17 protein-coding genes are annotated in these 16,619 nt (G+C 69.9%); 9 read left to right on the top strand and 8 right to left on the bottom strand.

Annotated elements, in window-relative coordinates; all coding sequences use genetic code 11:
* The first annotated feature begins 17 nt into the window (after positions 1 to 17).
* The gene (lspA, locus tag ACLJPX_RS10390) at positions 18 to 581 is read left to right on the top strand and encodes a signal peptidase II (protein ID WP_101609380.1); all 564 of its coding nucleotides are present in this window, start codon (positions 18 to 20) and stop codon (positions 579 to 581) included.
* A complete protein-coding gene (locus tag ACLJPX_RS10385; protein WP_101609379.1) occupies positions 578 to 1,504 on the top strand; it encodes an RluA family pseudouridine synthase in 927 nt (308 codons plus the stop codon). The genes lspA and ACLJPX_RS10385 overlap by 4 nt, the downstream gene beginning before the upstream one ends.
* A 6-nt stretch (positions 1,505 to 1,510) precedes the next feature.
* Here the strand turns inward: ACLJPX_RS10385 and ACLJPX_RS10380 are convergent, their stop codons facing one another.
* Positions 1,511 to 2,491, bottom strand: a complete 981-nt coding sequence (locus ACLJPX_RS10380) for an AsnC family protein (protein ID WP_410599877.1) — start codon at positions 2,489 to 2,491, stop codon at positions 1,511 to 1,513.
* Between the two features lie 133 nt (positions 2,492 to 2,624).
* Between ACLJPX_RS10380 and ACLJPX_RS10375 the strand changes: the two genes are divergently transcribed.
* From ACLJPX_RS10375 to ACLJPX_RS10355, 5 genes are all read left to right on the top strand, one after another.
* Positions 2,625 to 5,939 (top strand): DUF885 domain-containing protein, encoded by a 3,315-nt coding sequence (locus ACLJPX_RS10375; protein WP_410599876.1) that lies wholly within the window; start codon positions 2,625 to 2,627, stop codon positions 5,937 to 5,939.
* Positions 5,940 to 5,978: 39 nt separating this feature from the next.
* Positions 5,979 to 6,767 (top strand): class I SAM-dependent methyltransferase, encoded by a 789-nt coding sequence (locus ACLJPX_RS10370; protein ID WP_410599875.1) that lies wholly within the window; start codon positions 5,979 to 5,981, stop codon positions 6,765 to 6,767.
* Positions 6,768 to 6,799: 32 nt separating this feature from the next.
* Positions 6,800 to 7,840 carry an LLM class F420-dependent oxidoreductase gene (locus tag ACLJPX_RS10365; RefSeq protein WP_101609376.1) on the top strand — a complete coding sequence of 347 codons (1,041 nt, stop codon included), beginning with the start codon at positions 6,800 to 6,802 and terminating at the stop codon, positions 7,838 to 7,840.
* A gap of 202 nt (positions 7,841 to 8,042) precedes the next feature.
* A complete protein-coding gene (locus tag ACLJPX_RS10360; protein WP_410599874.1) occupies positions 8,043 to 8,999 on the top strand; it encodes a Ppx/GppA phosphatase family protein in 957 nt (318 codons plus the stop codon).
* Between the two features lie 52 nt (positions 9,000 to 9,051).
* Positions 9,052 to 9,231 carry a hypothetical protein gene (locus ACLJPX_RS10355; protein WP_101609374.1) on the top strand — a complete coding sequence of 60 codons (180 nt, stop codon included), beginning with the start codon at positions 9,052 to 9,054 and terminating at the stop codon, positions 9,229 to 9,231.
* Positions 9,232 to 9,311: 80 nt separating this feature from the next.
* Here the strand turns inward: ACLJPX_RS10355 and ACLJPX_RS10350 are convergent, their stop codons facing one another.
* The 4 genes from ACLJPX_RS10350 to ACLJPX_RS10335 are packed head-to-tail and all read right to left on the bottom strand — an operon-like array spanning position 9,312 to position 13,342.
* On the bottom strand, positions 9,312 to 11,612 hold the full coding sequence (locus ACLJPX_RS10350) for a glycoside hydrolase family 65 protein (RefSeq protein WP_410600040.1): 2,301 nt from the start codon (positions 11,610 to 11,612) through the stop codon (positions 9,312 to 9,314).
* A gap of 56 nt (positions 11,613 to 11,668) precedes the next feature.
* Complete coding sequence (locus ACLJPX_RS10345) at positions 11,669 to 12,403, bottom strand: HAD family hydrolase (RefSeq protein WP_410599873.1); 735 nt, start codon at positions 12,401 to 12,403, stop codon at positions 11,669 to 11,671.
* Positions 12,404 to 12,438: 35 nt separating this feature from the next.
* Positions 12,439 to 12,726, bottom strand: coding sequence for an ArsR/SmtB family transcription factor (locus ACLJPX_RS10340; protein WP_101613373.1), 288 nt, complete (start codon positions 12,724 to 12,726; stop codon positions 12,439 to 12,441).
* 52 nt (positions 12,727 to 12,778) lie between these two features.
* Positions 12,779 to 13,342, bottom strand: a complete 564-nt coding sequence (locus tag ACLJPX_RS10335; RefSeq protein WP_410599872.1) for a TetR/AcrR family transcriptional regulator — start codon at positions 13,340 to 13,342, stop codon at positions 12,779 to 12,781.
* Between the two features lie 72 nt (positions 13,343 to 13,414).
* Between ACLJPX_RS10335 and ACLJPX_RS10330 the strand changes: the two genes are divergently transcribed.
* Positions 13,415 to 13,921 carry a PaaI family thioesterase gene (locus tag ACLJPX_RS10330; protein ID WP_101609370.1) on the top strand — a complete coding sequence of 169 codons (507 nt, stop codon included), beginning with the start codon at positions 13,415 to 13,417 and terminating at the stop codon, positions 13,919 to 13,921.
* Here the strand turns inward: ACLJPX_RS10330 and ACLJPX_RS10325 are convergent.
* Positions 13,918 to 14,271 carry a nuclear transport factor 2 family protein gene (locus ACLJPX_RS10325; RefSeq protein ID WP_410599871.1) on the bottom strand — a complete coding sequence of 118 codons (354 nt, stop codon included), beginning with the start codon at positions 14,269 to 14,271 and terminating at the stop codon, positions 13,918 to 13,920. The two genes, ACLJPX_RS10330 and ACLJPX_RS10325, sit on opposite strands and share 4 nt — an antisense overlap.
* Positions 14,272 to 14,325: 54 nt before the next feature.
* On the bottom strand, positions 14,326 to 14,808 hold the full coding sequence (locus tag ACLJPX_RS10320) for a MarR family winged helix-turn-helix transcriptional regulator (RefSeq protein ID WP_410599870.1): 483 nt from the start codon (positions 14,806 to 14,808) through the stop codon (positions 14,326 to 14,328).
* On the opposite strand from ACLJPX_RS10320, the gene ACLJPX_RS10315 reads away from it, so the two are divergent.
* On the top strand, positions 14,807 to 15,274 hold the full coding sequence (locus tag ACLJPX_RS10315) for a pyridoxamine 5'-phosphate oxidase family protein (protein ID WP_410599869.1): 468 nt from the start codon (positions 14,807 to 14,809) through the stop codon (positions 15,272 to 15,274). The genes ACLJPX_RS10320 and ACLJPX_RS10315 overlap by 2 nt on opposite strands.
* On the opposite strand, the gene ACLJPX_RS10310 is transcribed toward ACLJPX_RS10315, so the two are convergent.
* Positions 15,271 to 16,461, bottom strand: coding sequence for an ROK family protein (locus tag ACLJPX_RS10310; protein WP_101609366.1), 1,191 nt, complete (start codon positions 16,459 to 16,461; stop codon positions 15,271 to 15,273). The two genes, ACLJPX_RS10315 and ACLJPX_RS10310, sit on opposite strands and share 4 nt — an antisense overlap.
* Between the last annotated feature and the right edge of the window lie 158 nt (positions 16,462 to 16,619).

The raw sequence follows: 16,619 nt of genomic DNA, 5'->3' as shown, positions 1-16,619 counted from the left end.
CCGTGGACAATGGGGGCGTGAGTACAGAGCCCGAAACCGCGCCACCGGCGCCGCCGCTGCCCAAGAAGCGCGTCGCCGTGGTGTTCGCCGTCGCCGCGGTGCTGTGGGGGATCGACCTCCTCACCAAGCAGATCGCGGTGTCCACGCTGGAGGGCAAGCAGCCGGTCGAGTTCCTCGGCGGGCTGGTGTATTTCCAGCTGGTGCGCAACCCCGGTGCGGCCTTCTCGATGGCGACCGGGCTGACCTGGGTGCTCGCGCTGGTCGCGGTGGCGGTCGTGGTCGCCATCGTCTGGCTGGCCCGGCGGCTGCGCTCGGTCGGCTGGGCGATCGGCCTCGGGCTGGTGCTGGCGGGCGCGCTCGGCAACCTGACCGACCGGATCTTCCGGGCCCCCGGCCCGCTGCAAGGACACGTCGTCGACATGATCTCCGCGTTCGCGCCGAACGGGCAGGGCTGGGCGATCTTCAACGTCGCCGACTCCGCGATCTGCGTCGGCGGGGTGCTCATCGTGATCCTTTCCTTGCTGGGCAAGGACTACGACGGATCGTCTACAAAGGACAAGAAGAAGGCGGCGAGCGCATGAGCGCGCGGATGTTGCCCGTTCCCGACGGGCTCGACGGCATGCGCGTCGACGCGGGGCTGGCGAAACTACTGGGACTTTCCCGCACGGTCGTGGCGGAACTCGCCGAATCCGGCGAGATCCTGCTCGACGGCAGGCCCGCCGGGAAGTCGGACAGGCTGGCCGCGGGCGGGCTGCTCGAGGTGACGCTGCCCGATCCGGCCTCGCCCATCGAGGTCGTCGCGGAACACGTCGACGGGATGAAGATCCTGCACGACGACGACGACATCGTGGTGATCTCGAAGCCGGTCGGTGTCGCCGTGCACCCGAGCCCCGGCTGGAACGGGCCGACCGTCGTCGCCGGTCTCGCCGCCGCCGGGCTGCGGATCGCGACGTCGGGCGCGGCCGAACGCCAGGGTGTCGTGCACCGGCTGGACGCGGGTACCACCGGCGTGATGGTCGTGGCCAAGAGCGAGCACGCGTACACCGTGCTCAAGCGGGCGTTCAAGGAACGCACCGTCGACAAGGGCTACCACGCCATCGTCCAGGGCCACCCGGATCCGACGCGCGGCACCATCGACGCGCCGATCGACCGGCACCCCCGGCACGACTACAAGTTCGCCGTCGTCCAGGGCGGACGGCCCAGCGTCACGCACTACGAGGTCGTCGAGGCCTTCCGTGCCGCGTCGCTGGCCCAGATCAAGCTGGAGACCGGCCGCACGCACCAGATCCGCGTGCACTTCTCGGCCCTCAAGCACCCGTGCGTCGGCGACCTGACCTACGGCGCCGACCCGGTGCTCGCGCGCAAACTCGGGCTTTCCCGGCAGTGGCTGCACGCGAAGACGCTCGGCTTCGCTCACCCGTCCGACGGGCGCTGGGTCGAGTTCGAGTCGGAGTACCCGGACGACCTGGCCAACGCGCTGCGGATCCTGCAGGACGAGAACTAGCCGGGGCTAGTCGTCGATCGACCAGGTCAGCGTGCGCTCGTCGGGCTCCGGCCTCGGTGACCAGCGCACGGCGACCACACGGGTGGCGTCCGGCAGTACGTACACGGTGTGGCCGCCGAGGGTCTCGCCGGGCCGGACGCCGATCTTGTGCGGCGGCCGCGAGGTCAGGGACACCGGCGCCTTCGTGATCGGCTTGCCGTCCGCGCTGAGCAGTTCGAGGTAGTTGTCCGGCAGCGAGACGAACGGGATGTTCCCGCGGTTGGTGATCTCGGTGTGCACCACGACCGACCGTTCCCCGGCTTCCAGGGAGTAACCCGCCGCGCTGAACAGGTAGTCCGCCGGGTCCTGGACCTCGAGCAGTTGGACGGTGAGCTGCTCGCCCTCCAGGCCCTGGGTCTCCATGACGTCGCCGGTCTTGCCCTTCTTGCCCTCCGGGACCTGCCGCGGCGCGGGCTGCTGCTCGTCGCCGCGGGCCCACGACGCCGTCTGGGGGACGCCCCAGGTGCTCATCACCGGGTCGGCGGGCGCCATCGGGGGAGCGGCGAACTGCTGCTGAGAGGCGGGCGGGCGCTGCTGCGGCTGCGGTGGTGCCATCGGCTGGCGGACCGGAGCCGACGGCGGGCCGGGGTAGCGGCCCGACGGCGTTCCGTGCACGTTGTACGGCCCCGACGGAGTCCCCTGGACGTTGTACGGACCAGAGGGGGTGCCCTGGACGTTGTGCGGTCCGGATCCCTGCGCGGGCGGACGCTGCTGGGGTTGCTGCTGTGCCCAGGAAGGCGGCGAGCTCGCGATGGCGGCGCGTAGCCCGTTCGGGTCGCTTTCCACGCCGACGAGCAACGGCAACCCGCTGCCGGAGAGGGCGACGAGCCGGTACGCGACCTCGCGCGGATCCATCCCCACCTTGGCCGCGAGTTCGTGTACGGCCGCCTTGCCCAGGTCCGCGAGGGCGGCGAGCAGACGGATATCCACGGGATCGGTCACGGCCACGTCCGGGAACGCTACCGCCTCGCCCCCGGCGCCGCGGGAGTGCCCGCCCGCGTGCCGCAAAACCCGGCTTCGGTAGGTCGTGGTCTCCATTAGGGTCGGGGATACCGCCTCCACCGATCCCTGGGGAAGAAACATGAGCGAAGTCTCCGCCCTCGCCGACGAGTTCGTCGAAGTCCTCTTCGACGCCGAGCCGGTCACGCCCGCTTTGCAGGGCTTCCGTCCGGAATCGACCGGGCTCACCGATCTCAGCGAGGCCGCGGGAGACGCCTTCCGCGCGAAGCTCGCCGGCCTCGCCGAGCGGGCCGAAGCGCTCGGCACCGACGGCTTGAGCGCGGAGGAGAAGACCACCCGGGACGTCCTGATCGCGTCGGCGCGGGCGAAGATCGCGCTGCTGGACTCGCGGTTCGTCGAGTTCACCATCAGCGACCTGTTCATCTCGCCCGCCGCCGAGGTGCTGACCGTGCTGCCGATGATGTCGGTCGGCACGGGCGCGCAGGCGGAGGCCCACCTCGGGCGGATCGCCGCGATCCCCGAATTCCTCCGGCAGGCCGCCCAGCGGCATCGCGACGGCGTCGCCCGCGGCCTGGTCCCGGTCGCGTACCTCGTCGATTCCACCGTCGAGTACCTGGACCGGCACCTCGCCGACCCGTCGGCCGACCCGCTGCTGCGCCAGCCCGCGCCCGACGACGACTTCGAGACCCGGCGCGCCGACCTGCTGCGCGACGTCGTCCGGCCCGCGATCGCGGAGTACCGCGAGGTGCTCGCGAAGGAGATCGCGCCGCACGGCCGCCCCGAGGACAAACCCGGCGTCTGCTGGCTGCCCGACGGCGAGCGCATCTACGCCCTGCTCGCCGAAATGCACACCACGACCGTCCGCACCCCGCGTGAGCTGCACCAGACCGGGCTCGACGTGATCGCGAACCTCGCCGCCGAGTACCGCGAGTACGGCTCCAGCGTCTTCGGCACCACCGACCTCGCGGAGATCTTCAGCAAGCTCCGCACCGACCCGGCGCTGCGCTGGTCCAACGCCGACGAGATGCTCGATTCCGCCCGTGCGGCCATCACCAGGGCCGAGGCCGAGGCGCCGAAGTGGTTCGGCCGGATTCCGCCGCAGCCGTGGAAGGTCGAGGCGGTCCCCGCCGAATCGGCGCCCGGCGCGCCCGCCGCGTACTACATGTGGCCCGCGATCGACGGCTCCCGGCCGGGCATCTACTTCGCCAACACCCACAAGGCCGAGGAACGGTTCCGGCACGCGGCCGAGGCGACGGCGTTCCACGAGGCCATCCCCGGGCACCACTTCCAGCTGAGTCTCGCGCAGGGACTCTCCGAACTCCCGTTGCTGCGCCGCATCGGAGACTTCAACGCGTACGCCGAGGGCTGGGGCCTCTACACCGAGCGCCTCGCCGACGAGATGGGCCTGTACTCCGACGACGTCGCGAAGCTCGGCATGCTGACCATGGATTCGATGCGCGCCGGGCGCCTGGTCGTCGACACCGGCCTGCACGCGCTGGGCTGGAGCCGCCGCCAGGCCATCGACTTCCTCACCGAGAACACGCCGATGGCGCTGGTCGAGATCGAGTCCGAAGTGGACCGTTACATCGCCTTCCCCGGTCAGGCGCTGTCGTACATGGTGGGGCGGCTGGAGATCCAGCGCATCCGCGAGGAAGCCGAGCTGACGCTGGGCGGCCGGTTCGACATCAAGGCCTTCCACGACGTCGTGCTCGGTGGTGGCTCACTGCCGCTTTCGGTGCTGGACGGCGTGGTCCGCGACTGGGTCGCCGGTCACGGCGACACCCCGAACAGCCTCGCCGGCGAGCTGATGGAGCTCAAGTTCGAGGAGTACCCGCTGTGGCGGTCCCTGCTCGGACTGCCCGGTCACGACGGCTCACTGCCCGACCCGAGCGCCGAGGCCGTGGCGGTCCAGCGCGCGTCGGCGGCCGCCATCGCCGAGCGGGCCGAAGCCCTCGCCGTCGAAGGACTTTCCGCGACCGAGGCGGTCACCCGCGAGGTCGTGATCCAGCAGGCGAAGGCGATGATCGACCTCGCCGACTCCCGCTCCGCGGACATCTCGGTCAGCGACGGGCTGGCCTCGCCCGCGTTGTCGGTCCTCAACGAACTCGCGATGCTGGCGCTGACCGACGAGGAACGGGTCCGGGGTTATCTCGAACGGCTGGAAGGACTCGGGTCCTATTTGGACACGTTGATCGTGCGCCAGCGCGCGGCGGCGGCCGAAGGACTGGTGCCGCCCGGCTTCCTCGTCGAGAGCGGTGTCGCTTACGTGGAGCGGTATCTCGGTGACGAGGCGGGCGACCCGCTGGCACTCACCGCGTCCGTTTCCGTGGAGGGCTACGAAACCGAGCGCGACCGGTTGCTCGCCGAGGTGGTCCGGCCCGCGTACCGGCGGTACCGCGACTTCCTCGACGGCGAACTGCGTCCCCTCGCGAAGCCCGAGGAAGAGCCCGGACTGTGCGCGCTGCCGGGCGGGCAGGAGAAGTACGCCGCGCTGATCCGGGCGCACACCTCCACCGAACGTACCGCGCAGGACCTGCACGACACCGGTCTCGACATGATCGCGAAACTGGCCGGCCAGTATCGCGAGCTGGGCGAGAAGATCTTCGACACCCAGGATCTCGGCGAGATCTTCGAGCGGCTACGTACCGACCCGGCCCTGCGCTGGCGCGACGGCGACGAACTGCTCGACGCCGCGCGTGACGCCATCGCCCGTGCCGAAGCCGTCGCCCCCCAGTGGTTCTCGACCATTCCCGAGGAAAAGTGCCAGGTGGAGCCGGTGCCGCCCGCGGAGGCGCCGGGCGGCACGCTCGCGTACTACCTGGAGGCCGCGCTCGACGGCTCCCGTCCGGGCACGTACTACGCGAACACCCACGAAGCGGATCAGCGGCCCAAGCACACCAGCGAGGCGATCGCGTTCCACGAAGCCGTTCCGGGGCACCATTTCCAGATCTGCATCGCGCATCACCTCAAGGGGCTGCCGATGCTGCGGAGCCACGCCGACGTCAACGCCTACGTCGAAGGCTGGGGTCTCTACTCGGAGCGGCTCGCCGACGAAATGGGCCTGTACTCCAGCGAGCTGACCCGGTTCGGCATGCTCACGCAGGACTCGATGCGGGCCGGCCGCCTGGTCGTCGACACCGGGATGCACGCGCTCGGCTGGAGCCGTCAGCGGGCGGTAGACTACCTGGTCGAGAACACGCCGATGGCGCGCGTGGAGATCGAGGCCGAGATCGACCGGTACGCCGCGTATCCGGGGCAGGCGCTGTCGTACATGGTGGGACGGCTGGAGATCGAGCGGATCCGGGCCGAGGCCGAGACCGCGCTCGGGGACCGGTTCGACATCAAGGGCTTCCACGAGGTCGTGCTGAGCAACGGGATCCTGCCGCTGCGGGTACTGGACAACGTGGTGAAGGAGTGGGTGGCCGCACACAAATAGCGGTATCTCGGCGCTGGGAAGCGTAAATACCCTCGCCCGATGGTGACCGCAGCCCAGGCGAAGGCCAAGTACGACCAGCTCGTGGACCGCTACGAGGACATCTTCTTCTACGTCGCCGACGTGGGGAGGGACCTCGTCGCTTTCGCGGATCCCGCGCCCGGCACCCGGCTGCTCGACGTCGGGGCCGGGCGCGGGGCGGTCGCGCGGGCGGCGCTGGCCAAGGGCTGCGCCGTCACCGCGATCGACGCGTCACCGTTGATGATGCGACGGCTGGCCGAGGACCACCCGGAGATCTCCGCGAGCGAGGGGGACCTCTACCGGACGGGGTTCGCGGACGGGGCGTTCGACCTGGTCACCGCCGGTTTCGTGATGCAGGTCCTCGACGAGCCGCTCGCCGCGCTCACCGAATTCCGGCGGGTGCTGACGCCGGGCGGCACCGTCGCGCTGTCGTTGGAACGGCAGTCCGTCGGCCGCCTGGCGTGGTTCCAGGATCTGAGCCTGGAGTTCTTCGCTCCCGGCGGCGCCGCCGAGCCGAAGGCCGCGCAATCCGGCCCCATGACGTTCGACCAGCTCGACGCGCTGCTCGTCGAGGCCGGGTTCGAAGACCTGACGAGGGAAACCGTCGAGCTGCCCAAACCGCTGGCCGGTCCGGACGACCTGTTGGACTGGATGATGCCGCGAGGGCTGGCCGAGATGATCTCGGCGCTGCCGTCCGAGCGCGGTGCGGAGTTCCGCCGCCGGTTCCTGGAGGGAGCCCGGCGAATGCACGAAGATGGTGGCATCGTTCTGGAGTTCGCGGCGACCCTGCACCGGGCATACTATCGCTAAGCGAACGCTCAGTAACTTGTGAGGAGATACGGATGAGGATCGGAACCGCGATCAGCTACGCCGGTGGCTTCGCCGAGAGCGTGGCGGACATCGTCGAGCTGGAGAAGGCCGGGCTGGACATCGTCTTCGTCCCCGAGGCCTACTCGTTCGACGCGGTCAGCCAGCTCGGCTACGTCGCGGCGAAGACCGAGCGGGTCCAGATCGCCTCCGGCATCTTCCAGATCTACACGCGGACGCCGACGCTGACCGCGATGACCGCCGCCGGACTCGACTTCGTCTCCGACGGCCGGTTCACCCTCGGCATCGGCGCGTCCGGTCCGCAGGTCATCGAGGGTTTCCACGGCGTGAAGTACGACGCGCCGCTCGGCAGGACCCGCGAGATCATCGACATCTGCCGTCAGGTGTGGCGGCGGGAGAAGGTCGTGCACTCCGGCACGCACTACAACATCCCGCTGCCGCCGGAGCAGGGCACGGGCCTCGGCAAGCCGCTGAAGCTGATCAACCACCCGGTGCGTTCGCGGATCCCGATCCTGCTGGCCTCGATCGGCCCGAAGAACGTCGCGCTCACCGCCGAACTCGCCGAGGGCTGGGAGCCGATCTTCTTCCACCCCGAGAAGGCCGCCGACGTCTGGGGCGCGTCGCTCGCGGAGGGCAAGGCGAAGCGCGACCCGTCGCTGGGTGAGCTGGACACCTTCGTCGGCACCGCGCTGGCGATCGGCGACGACGTCGAAGGGCTGCTGGACCACCTGCGAGGCATGCTGGCGCTGTACATCGGCGGAATGGGCGCGCGGGGCAAGAACTTCTACAACAGCCTCGCGCAGCGCTACGGCTATGAAGCCGAAGCCAAGCTCATCCAGGACCTCTACCTGGACGGCAAGAAGGAGGAAGCCGCCGCGGCCGTGCCGACGGAACTGATCAGGGCGATCTCGCTGATCGGGCCCGAGGGCTACGTCAAGGAGCGGCTGGCCGCCTTCCGCGAGGCGGGCGCGACCACGCTGGTGGTCAACCCGCTGCTGCCCGGCCGCGAGGCCCGCGTCGCCCAGGTTTCGAAGCTTCGCGAACTGATTGGTTAGCCGCGCGAAGGAGTCGAACCTCTCACCTGTATCGATACGGTATACTTGACCTGCGCCGGTGTACCCCCATCGTGGTCAAAAAGCGGCCTCCCGGTGGAAAGAGAACGTAAACCACGCCTGAACGGCCGGAAAATCCGCCATTATCAGGAGTGGAAGCGAGACCTCGGGGGAATCCGTTCGCGACGAAGGTGAGGTGCCTCGCGTGCGCAAGCAGATCGGGGAGCCGTCCGCCGCGGTCCTGGACGTCGGGTCGTTCAGTGCACGGCTGGTGGTTCTGGCCAAGGGCGGTTCGCCGCTCGACCCCGTGCTGAGCCACCAGACGCGCCTGCGGCTCGACAGGGAACTCGATGACGACGGGAACTTGACCCGGCGTGGCATCGACGCGGTCGCTTCGGCGGTCGAGGCGGGCATGACCATGGCCGCCAAGCACGGCGTCGAAGACGTGTACCCGCTCGCCACTTCGTCGATCCGCGACGCGGCCAACGTGAAGCAGGTCGTCTGCGACGTCGCGAAGGCCACCGGGGTCAAACTGCGGTTCCTGACCGGCCGCCGCGAGGCCGAACTGGCCTACGTCGGCGCGCGCCGGTGGTACGGCGCCTCGGCGGGCGGGCTGCTGGTGCTCGACATCGGCGGCGGGACCGTCGAACTCGCCGCGGGGGAGGCGGAGGAAGCCGAGTTCGCGCACTCGCTGCCGCTCGGCGCCCGCTCGCTGACGCGGGACTGGTTCGCCACCGAATGCCCGTCGCCCAAGGTCGTCCGGGCGATGCGGGAACACGTCCTCGACGAGGTCCGCGACGCGATGCAGGACGTCCTGCCGCAGATCCGCGACCACCGCGCCGTCGGCTGCTCCAAGGTGCTGCGGCAACTCGCCCGGCTCGCCGGCGACCGGCCGTCCCGCGCACGGGAACTGCACCTCGACGACCTCCGCGCGTGGATCCCGCGGCTGGCGAAGCTGCCCGCGAAACGCCGCGCCGAACTGCCCGGCATCTCGCGCCAGCGCTCCCACCAGGCGCTCGCGGGCGCGATCGTCGCCGAGGCGCTGCTGACGCTTTCCGGTGGTCAGGTCGCCATCTGCCCGTGGTCCACCAGGGACGGTCTGCTGCTCGGCATGCTCGACGGACTGGTCACGCTGGAGGGAAAACCGGCGAAAGCCGCCTGACCAATCCACTCGAAAGCTGGCGTATCCGCTCGCGAACGGGTACCCCGGACACATGAGGGAAAGCAAGAAGAGCTTCGGGCAGGACGACGAAGAAGACCTCGAGGACCTCCGGAAGACCCAGCCGAAGACCGACGTGCCGAGCGCGCCCAACCGCGACATCGGCCCGCACGGCACCGAGGAGGTCGACGGCGTGCCGGGCAGCGGCGAAGTCCCGGTCGAACCTCCGGATTGAGCGTCCGCGCGTGCTATGAAAGGCCCGTTACTTGCAAAATTTGCAAGTAACGGGCCTTTCATAGCACGCCGCGGGGCCGCTCACGCGTCCTTGGGGCGCCGCCGCACCGGGGCCCGGCCCGCGGGCTGCACCGGCGCCGGACCCGGATCGAGCGCCGGGATCGGCAGCCGCACCGGCTCGGAGTTCACGGTGAAGGTTTCGCCGTGGTGCGCGAGTTCCAGCGGCTCCCCGGTGATCACGTGATACGTCGCGCCCTCGCCGTCGATCTCGACCTGGAACCGCGTGCCGCGGAAGGTCAGCCGGAACGCGATCCGCCGTAGCTGCGGCGGCAGCCGCGGCGCGAAGGTCAGCCGTCCGCCGTGGTCACGCAGGCCGCCGAACCCGGCGACGGTGCCTTGCCACGCGCCGGCCAGCGAGGCGAGGTGCAGGCCGTTGCGGACGTTGTTGTGCACGTCGTGCAGGTCGGTGAGCGCGGCCTCGGCGAGGTAGTCGTAGGCCAGTTCGAGATGCCCGACCTCGGCCGCCACCACGGCCTGCGTTCCCGCCGACAGCGACGAATCCCGCACCGTCCGCGCTTCGTAGTAGGCGAAGTCGCGCGCTTTCTCCTCCGGGGTGAAGGAATCGCCGCACAGGTGCAGCGCGAGCACCAGATCCGCCTGCTTGACCACCTGTTTGCGGTACAGGTCGAAGTACGGGAAGTTCAGCAGCAGCGGGTAGAAGTCCGCGTCCGTGGCCTCGAAATCCCACTCGTCGTGTTCGAGGAACCCTTCGGACTGCGGGTGGACGCCGAGGTCCTCGTCGTAGGGCACCAGCATCGACTCGGCCGCCTCGCGCCACGACTCGACCTCTTCCGCGCTGACGTCGAACGCGGTCGCGATGTCTTCGTGCTGACCGCAGATTTCGGCGGCGTAGAAGAGGTTCCGGCGGGCCATCAGGTTCGTGTAGACGTTGTTGTCCGCCACCGCGGAGTACTCGTCCGGTCCGGTGACGCCGTCGATCCGGAACCGGCCCTGGCGGTCGAAATGGCCCAGCGACAACCACATCCGCGCGGTTTCGAGGAGCAGTTCCGCGCCGCAGGTCCGCAGGAACTCGCTGTCGCCGGTGGCGTTGAGGTAGCGGACGACGGCGTCCGAGATGTCCGCGCTGACGTGGAACGCCGCCGTGCCCGCGGGCCAGTACGCCGAGCATTCCGCGCCGTTGATGGACCGCCAGGGGAACGCCGCGCCGCGCAAACCCAGCTGCGTCGCCCTTTCCCTCGCTTTGTCCAAAGTGGAGTGACGCCAGCGCAGGGCGTCGCGGGCGGCGTCCGGCATGCTGTAGGTGAGCACGGGAAGGACGAAGGTTTCGGTGTCCCAGAACGCGTGCCCGTCGTAGCCGGGGCCGGTCAACCCCTTGCCCGCCAAGGCTCTCGCCTCACCGCGGGCGCCGGCCTGCAGGAGATGGAAGAGCGAGAACCGCACCGCCTGCTGGAGTTCCGGGTCGCCGTCGATTTCGATGTCCGAGGTCTCCCAGAAGTCGTCGAGGAACTCCTTCTGCTCGGCGAGCAAACCCTTCCAGCCGGTCTGCCGCGCGCCCGCCAGCGCGGCCTCCACCTGGGCGCGGACCGCGGGCACCGAACGCTGCGCGGACCAGCCGTAGGCGATGAATTTGGTGATCCGCAGCCGTCCGCCCTTGGGCACGTCGACGGCGATGGTGAGCCGCGCCAGATCTTCTTCGGCCTCGACGTGCGTGCGGACCCCGTCGTTGACATCGATCTTGTGGTCCATCGCCGCCGCCATCCGCAGCCCGGACCGGCGGGTCTGGTGCACCAGCACGGCGTGATAGGCCTCGGCGTGCTGGTACTCCGCGACCAGCGGCGACTCCAAAGCGGCCGCGACCCGGGGATCGCGGGTGTCGGATTCGATCGGCTCGTTGGCGAGCAGATCCGACTGCACCACCAGTTGCAGCTCGTCGTCGAGCGGCTGGACCTCGTACCGGATCGCGGCGACGGCCCGCTGGGTGAACGAGACCAGGCGTTCGGTCCGCACCCGGACCCGGCGCCCGGTCGGCGAGGACCACACGGTCTCGCGCGTGAGCGTGCCCTTGCGGAAGTCGAGGACGCGGTCGTGCTCGGTCGCCTGGCCGTACCGCATGTCGAGCGGTTCGTCCTCGACCAGCAGCCGGATGATCTTGCCGTCGGTCACGTTGACGACGGTCTGTCCTTCTTCCGGGTAGCCGTAACCGGTTTCCGCGTAGGGAAGGTCGTGCTGTTCGTAGAAACCGTTCAGGTAGGTGCCCGGCAGGCCGCGGGGTTCGGCCTCTTCCAGGGTGCCGCGCAGCCCGATGTGCCCGTTGGACAACGCGAAGGCCGATTCGGTGCGCTGCAGGGCATCGACGTCCATGCCGTGCCAGCGCAGTTCCCAGGGCGAGACCTCGTAGCCGTGGAGACGCGATTCGGTCACTTGCGATCCTCCAGGAGTTCGGCGAGGTCGTCCACCACGACGTCGGCGCCGTGTTCGAGCAGTTCCCCGGCCTGATGCGCGCGGTTCACCCCGACCACGTAACCGAAACCGCCGTCCTTGCCCGCCTGCACGCCCGCGAGCGCGTCCTCGAAGACCGCCGCGTTCTCGGGGGCGACGCCGAACGCCTCGGCGCCGGCGAGGAACGAGTCGGGGGCGGGTTTGCCGCGCAGTCCCTTTTCGGCGAGCACGATCCCGTCGATCCGCGCTTCGACGAACTTGGTCAGGTCGGCGGCGTCGAGCACCTTCGCGCCGTTGGCCGACGAGGTGACGACGCCGATGCGCAGGCCCGCCGCTTTCGCCGCTTCCAGGTAGCGCACGGAACCCGGGTACGGGGTGACGCCCTCTTCGTCGATGATCTTCAGGACCAGCTGGTTCTTGCGGTTCCCGACGCCGTTGACGGTGGCGGCGTCGATCCCGTCGTCCGGTTTTCCCTCGGGCAGTTCGATCCCGCGCGAGGTGAGGAAGGTGCGGACGCCGTCGGCCCTCGGCCTTCCGTCGACGTAGGCGGCGTAGTCGGTGTCGGTGAACGGGGAGAAGGTGTCACCGTCGCGGGCGCGCAGGAACTCGTCGAACGTGCGTTTCCACGCTTCGCGGTGCTGGGCCGCGGTGCCGGTCAGCACGCCGTCGAGGTCGAAGAGGCAGGCCGTGATGGTGTCGGGCAGACCGATCATGCCTCCGCACGCTACCCGCGCCCGCCGGTGCCCGCTCAGCTTCCGGGATGCGGCCGCACCAGGTGGATCAGTTCGTGGACGGTCGCGTCGGCGAGGCTGTAGCGGACGATCCGGCCGTCGCGCCGGGCCGTCACCAGGCCGTGCGCGCGCAGCAGCCGCAACGCCTGCGAGACGGCGGTGTCGGTCATCCCGGTGGCGGCGGCGAGATCGGTGACACTGATCTCCCGCGCGTAGTGGATGGAGACCAGCAGCGCGAGCCGCGACGGATCCGCGACGAGCGAGAACCGTTGTGCCCATTCGGTGATCGCCTCGCGGTCGCCCATGCCCGCGACGGCGGCGTCCACGCGGTCCGGCTCGATGCTCACCTCCGCGATGTTAAGCCGCGCGGACCACGAGTGCGACGTGCCGCGCTGCCCGCTCCAGCGGATCGGGTGACCGGCGGATCCGGCTGACCAGCAGGGCGCCTTCGAGGTTGTTCACGATGGCCGCCGCGAGATCGTCGGCGTCCTCGACATCGTGGCCGCCGAGCAGGTCCACCAGCAGCACGTGCCAGGCGGCGAACGCGTCCTGGCACGCCTTGGTGATCGCGGGCGAGGCGTGCGCCATCTCCAGCGTGATCGTGGCGAGCGGGCAGCCGCCCCGGTAGTCGTCGGCGGCCAGTGCCTCGGCCGCCTTGCGATACCACCAGCTCACGGCGTCCTCGACGGTCTCGTTGCGCTCGAAGGCGCGGCGCACCGTCTTGGACACGACGGCGGTGCCGAGTTCGATCGCGGCGACCGCCAGTTGCTCCTTGCCGCCGGGGAAGTGGTGGTACGCCGACCCCCACGGCGTCCCCGCCTGCTCGACGAGCCGCCGCCACGAGGTCGCCTGGTAACCCTCTCGGCGGAAGAGCTCCATCGCGGTCGAGATCATCCGCTCGCGGGTGGTGGTGTCGGACACGTCGCCCAGCATAGTCCTTGACTAGGACGACCGTCTTAGTCAAGTCTAGGACGATCGTCTTAGGAGGTACGGATGACCGTCGACGTCACCGGGGAGACCAGGCAGAAGACCGTGACCTGGCAGGATCCGCTGCCCACCGCCAGGCTCGGGCTGGAACTTTCCGGGCTGGAGTACCTGTCGGGGATCGCCGAAGGGCGGATCCCGCCGCCGCCGATCTCGGCGCATTTCGGCATGCGCTGGGTGAGCGTGGCCGAAGGCGACGTCGTGCTCGCGGCGACGCCGGACGAGTCGCTGTACAACCCGATCGGGACCGTGCACGGGGGTGTCGCGGCGACCCTGCTGGACTCGGCGGTGGCGTGCGCGGTGCATTCGACCCTGCCCGCCGGGGTCGGCTACACCTCGGTCGAGTTGAAGGTGAACTACCTGCGCGCCATTTCCGGTTCGGTGGGGGAGATCCGCGCGCACGGCTGGGTCGTGAAGGCCGGTTCGCGCGTCGCGTTCGCCGAGGGCGACATCCGCGACGGGCAGGGCAAGGTGCTCGCGACCGCGTCGAGCACCTGCCTGATCATCAAGCCCTAGAACATCTCGGCGCCGGGCGGGACCGGCTGCTTGACGTCCCAGTGCTCCACGATGAGCCCGTCCGCCACCCGGACGATGTCGACGACGGCCGCGCCGTGTTCGTCGCCTGCCGGGACGACGTGCAGGTGCACGACGACGTGATCGTCGTCGGCGATCACGCGTTTGACGGAGACGTCCGCGCCGGCGAGCGGTGAATTCCGGATCGCTTCGACGAAAGCGTCACGGCCGGAGGGGAGACCCGGGCTGTGGGTGCGGAAATCCGGGTGCACGTTCGCGCCCGCGGCGGCGAAGTCCTTGTGCACGAAAAGGTTCTCGAAGCAGTCGAGGACGATCTTCTTGGCTGTGGTCATGCGGGTATCGTTCCGCGCGGATTCGCCGTCGTCGATTACCGCGGAGGTAATGGCTCACCGCGGCGGGCGGATCCGGCGGCCGCGGATCGCTTCCGGATCGCCGTAACGGCCGAGGATTCCCGCCAGCAAGAACTTCGCGTCCGCGATCCGTTCCTCGCCGAACTCCGCGACGAGTTCTTTTTCGAGTGCGGCCCGGTGTTTCCGTGCCGCTTCGACGGTGTTTTCGGCCTGGTCCGTCAGATGCAGCAGCCGGGTCCGCGCGTCGGCCGGATCGGGCTCGCGCCGTAGCAGGCCCCGCCGTTCCAGATCGGCGACCGCCTTCGAAGCCGCTTGCTGGGTCACGCCCATCCGTTCGGCGAGCGCGGAGATCGACAGCGGCCCGGCGAGTACGTGCTGGAACACGACGCCGTCGTTGAAGCGCGGCTCGCCGAGTCCGTCGGCGGTCAGCCGCCGCTGGATCTCGTCGCCCATCGCCCAGCCCGCGAACAGCGAGACGAGTGACAGGTCGAGGTTCGACGGCGTAGGATGCACAACCATGGTTGTGGAATGTAGCACGCCGCCGCCGGACGTGGTGGCGGAGTTCGTCCGCGTCGCGCATCGCGTCGTCTGGTGCACGCTCGCGACGGTCGACAGGCGGGGCAGGCCGAGGTCGCGGGTGGTGCACCCGATCTGGGAGGAGCGGGACGGCGAGCTCGTCGGGCACCTGTTCACCCGCCCGACGCCGCTGAAGAAAGCGCATCTGGCGCGGACGCCGTTCGTCTCGTGCTCGTACTGGGATCCGGCGCACGAGGTCGCCGTCGCCGAATGCGGCGCCGACTACGCCGACGACGAGGAAACGCGGCGGCACCTGTGGCGGCTGGCGTCGGAAACGCCGGAACCGCTGGGCTTCGACCCGAAGATCATGGGTGGCGAAGACCCGCTCGACCCGGACCTCACCGTCCTGCGCCTGACGCCGTGGCGGGTCAGCGCGGGCGGCAAGGCCTGGCGGCGGGAAACGGCCTAGGCCGCGCCGACCTTCCGTTCGAAGACCAGGCCCTCGGCGGCGCGCAGCCCGACGCTGATCGCGCCGGTCAGCACGCCGTCGTCGCCCAGTTCGCCCTGGACGACCGACGGGACGAGCGGGGTGAAGGACCGCAGGGCGCGGTCGATCGGGTCGAGCAGCAGATCGGCCGCGGTGCCGATACCGCCGCCGAGCACGATCAGTTCGGGGTCGATCACCGCGGCCACCGAGGCCACCGTGTAGGCGAGCCTGTCCGCCTCCGCCTCGACGGCGCGCAGGGCGAGTTCGTCGCCGTCGCGGGCGAGGCGGAAGACCTCGCGGGCCGATTTCGCCGTGCCGAGGCCGAGTTCGCGCGCGCCGCGGACCACGGACTGTGCCGCCGTCGCCTCTTCGAGGTGGCCGCGGACCGGCGGGGCGTCCGCCGCGTGCGATTGGCCGTAGGGCAGGTAGCCGATTTCGCCCGCCGCGCCCGTCGCGCCGCGGAAGACCTCGCCGTTGACCATCACGCCCATGCCGACGCCGGTGCCGATGGTGATGCAGCCGAAAACGGACGCGCCGCGCGCGGCACCGCGTTCCCATTCGCCGACGGCGGTGAGGTTCGCGTCGTTCTCGACCATCAGGTCCGGGCCGAGGACGCCTTCGAGCTCGTCGAGCAGGCCCGCCTTGCCCCAGCCGGGCAGGTTCGGCGCGTGCCGGAAGCAGCGTTTCGCCGGATCCGCGACGCCGGGGGAGCCCAGGACGCGTACGACGATGTCGGCCTGGCTCAGTCCCGCTTCGCGCACTGTCGCCGCGGCGAGGGCGCCCACGGCGCTGACGAGCGCGGTGCCCGAACGCGAGGTGTTCCGCTCGTCACGCCGGGCGACCACGGTGTGGCCGAGATCCGAGACGGCGACGCGGAGATGCTCGCGTCCGATGTCGACACCGAGGACGTAACCGGCCGTGGGATCCGCTTCGTAGAGGACGGCGGACCGGCCGGTGCCGGTGGAGGTGTGCCCGGTCGCCCTGGCGAGACCGGCCGCTTCGAGCGCCAGTAAAGCTTGGCTCACCGTGGGTTTCGAAAGACCGGTGTCCTTGGCGACTTGCGGCCGCGTCGCGGGGCCGCTGCGGCGCAGGAGGTCCAGCACGGCGCGCTGATTGATCTTCCGCATCCCGGCGGGGGTGCCGACGGGCGGACTTTCTGCGCCAACCACGAGCTTCGCCTCCTGTCGAACCAAAGTGTTCCCACCAAAGTAATCGGGTCCGGCCCGAAAAGGGCAAGAAGGTTTACATTCGGTGGTTCTCGGTGACAGTAAACGTGTCCGGGCCGCAACTCGCGCACGCCGCGCGCGAAATCCGGTGATTCACCCGG

Source organism: Amycolatopsis sp. lyj-90 (assembly GCF_046549035.1).
Taxonomy (GTDB): domain Bacteria; phylum Actinomycetota; class Actinomycetes; order Mycobacteriales; family Pseudonocardiaceae; genus Amycolatopsis.
Note: the sequence above shows the minus strand (reverse complement) of the source record. Positions and strands in the feature narration are given on the sequence as shown.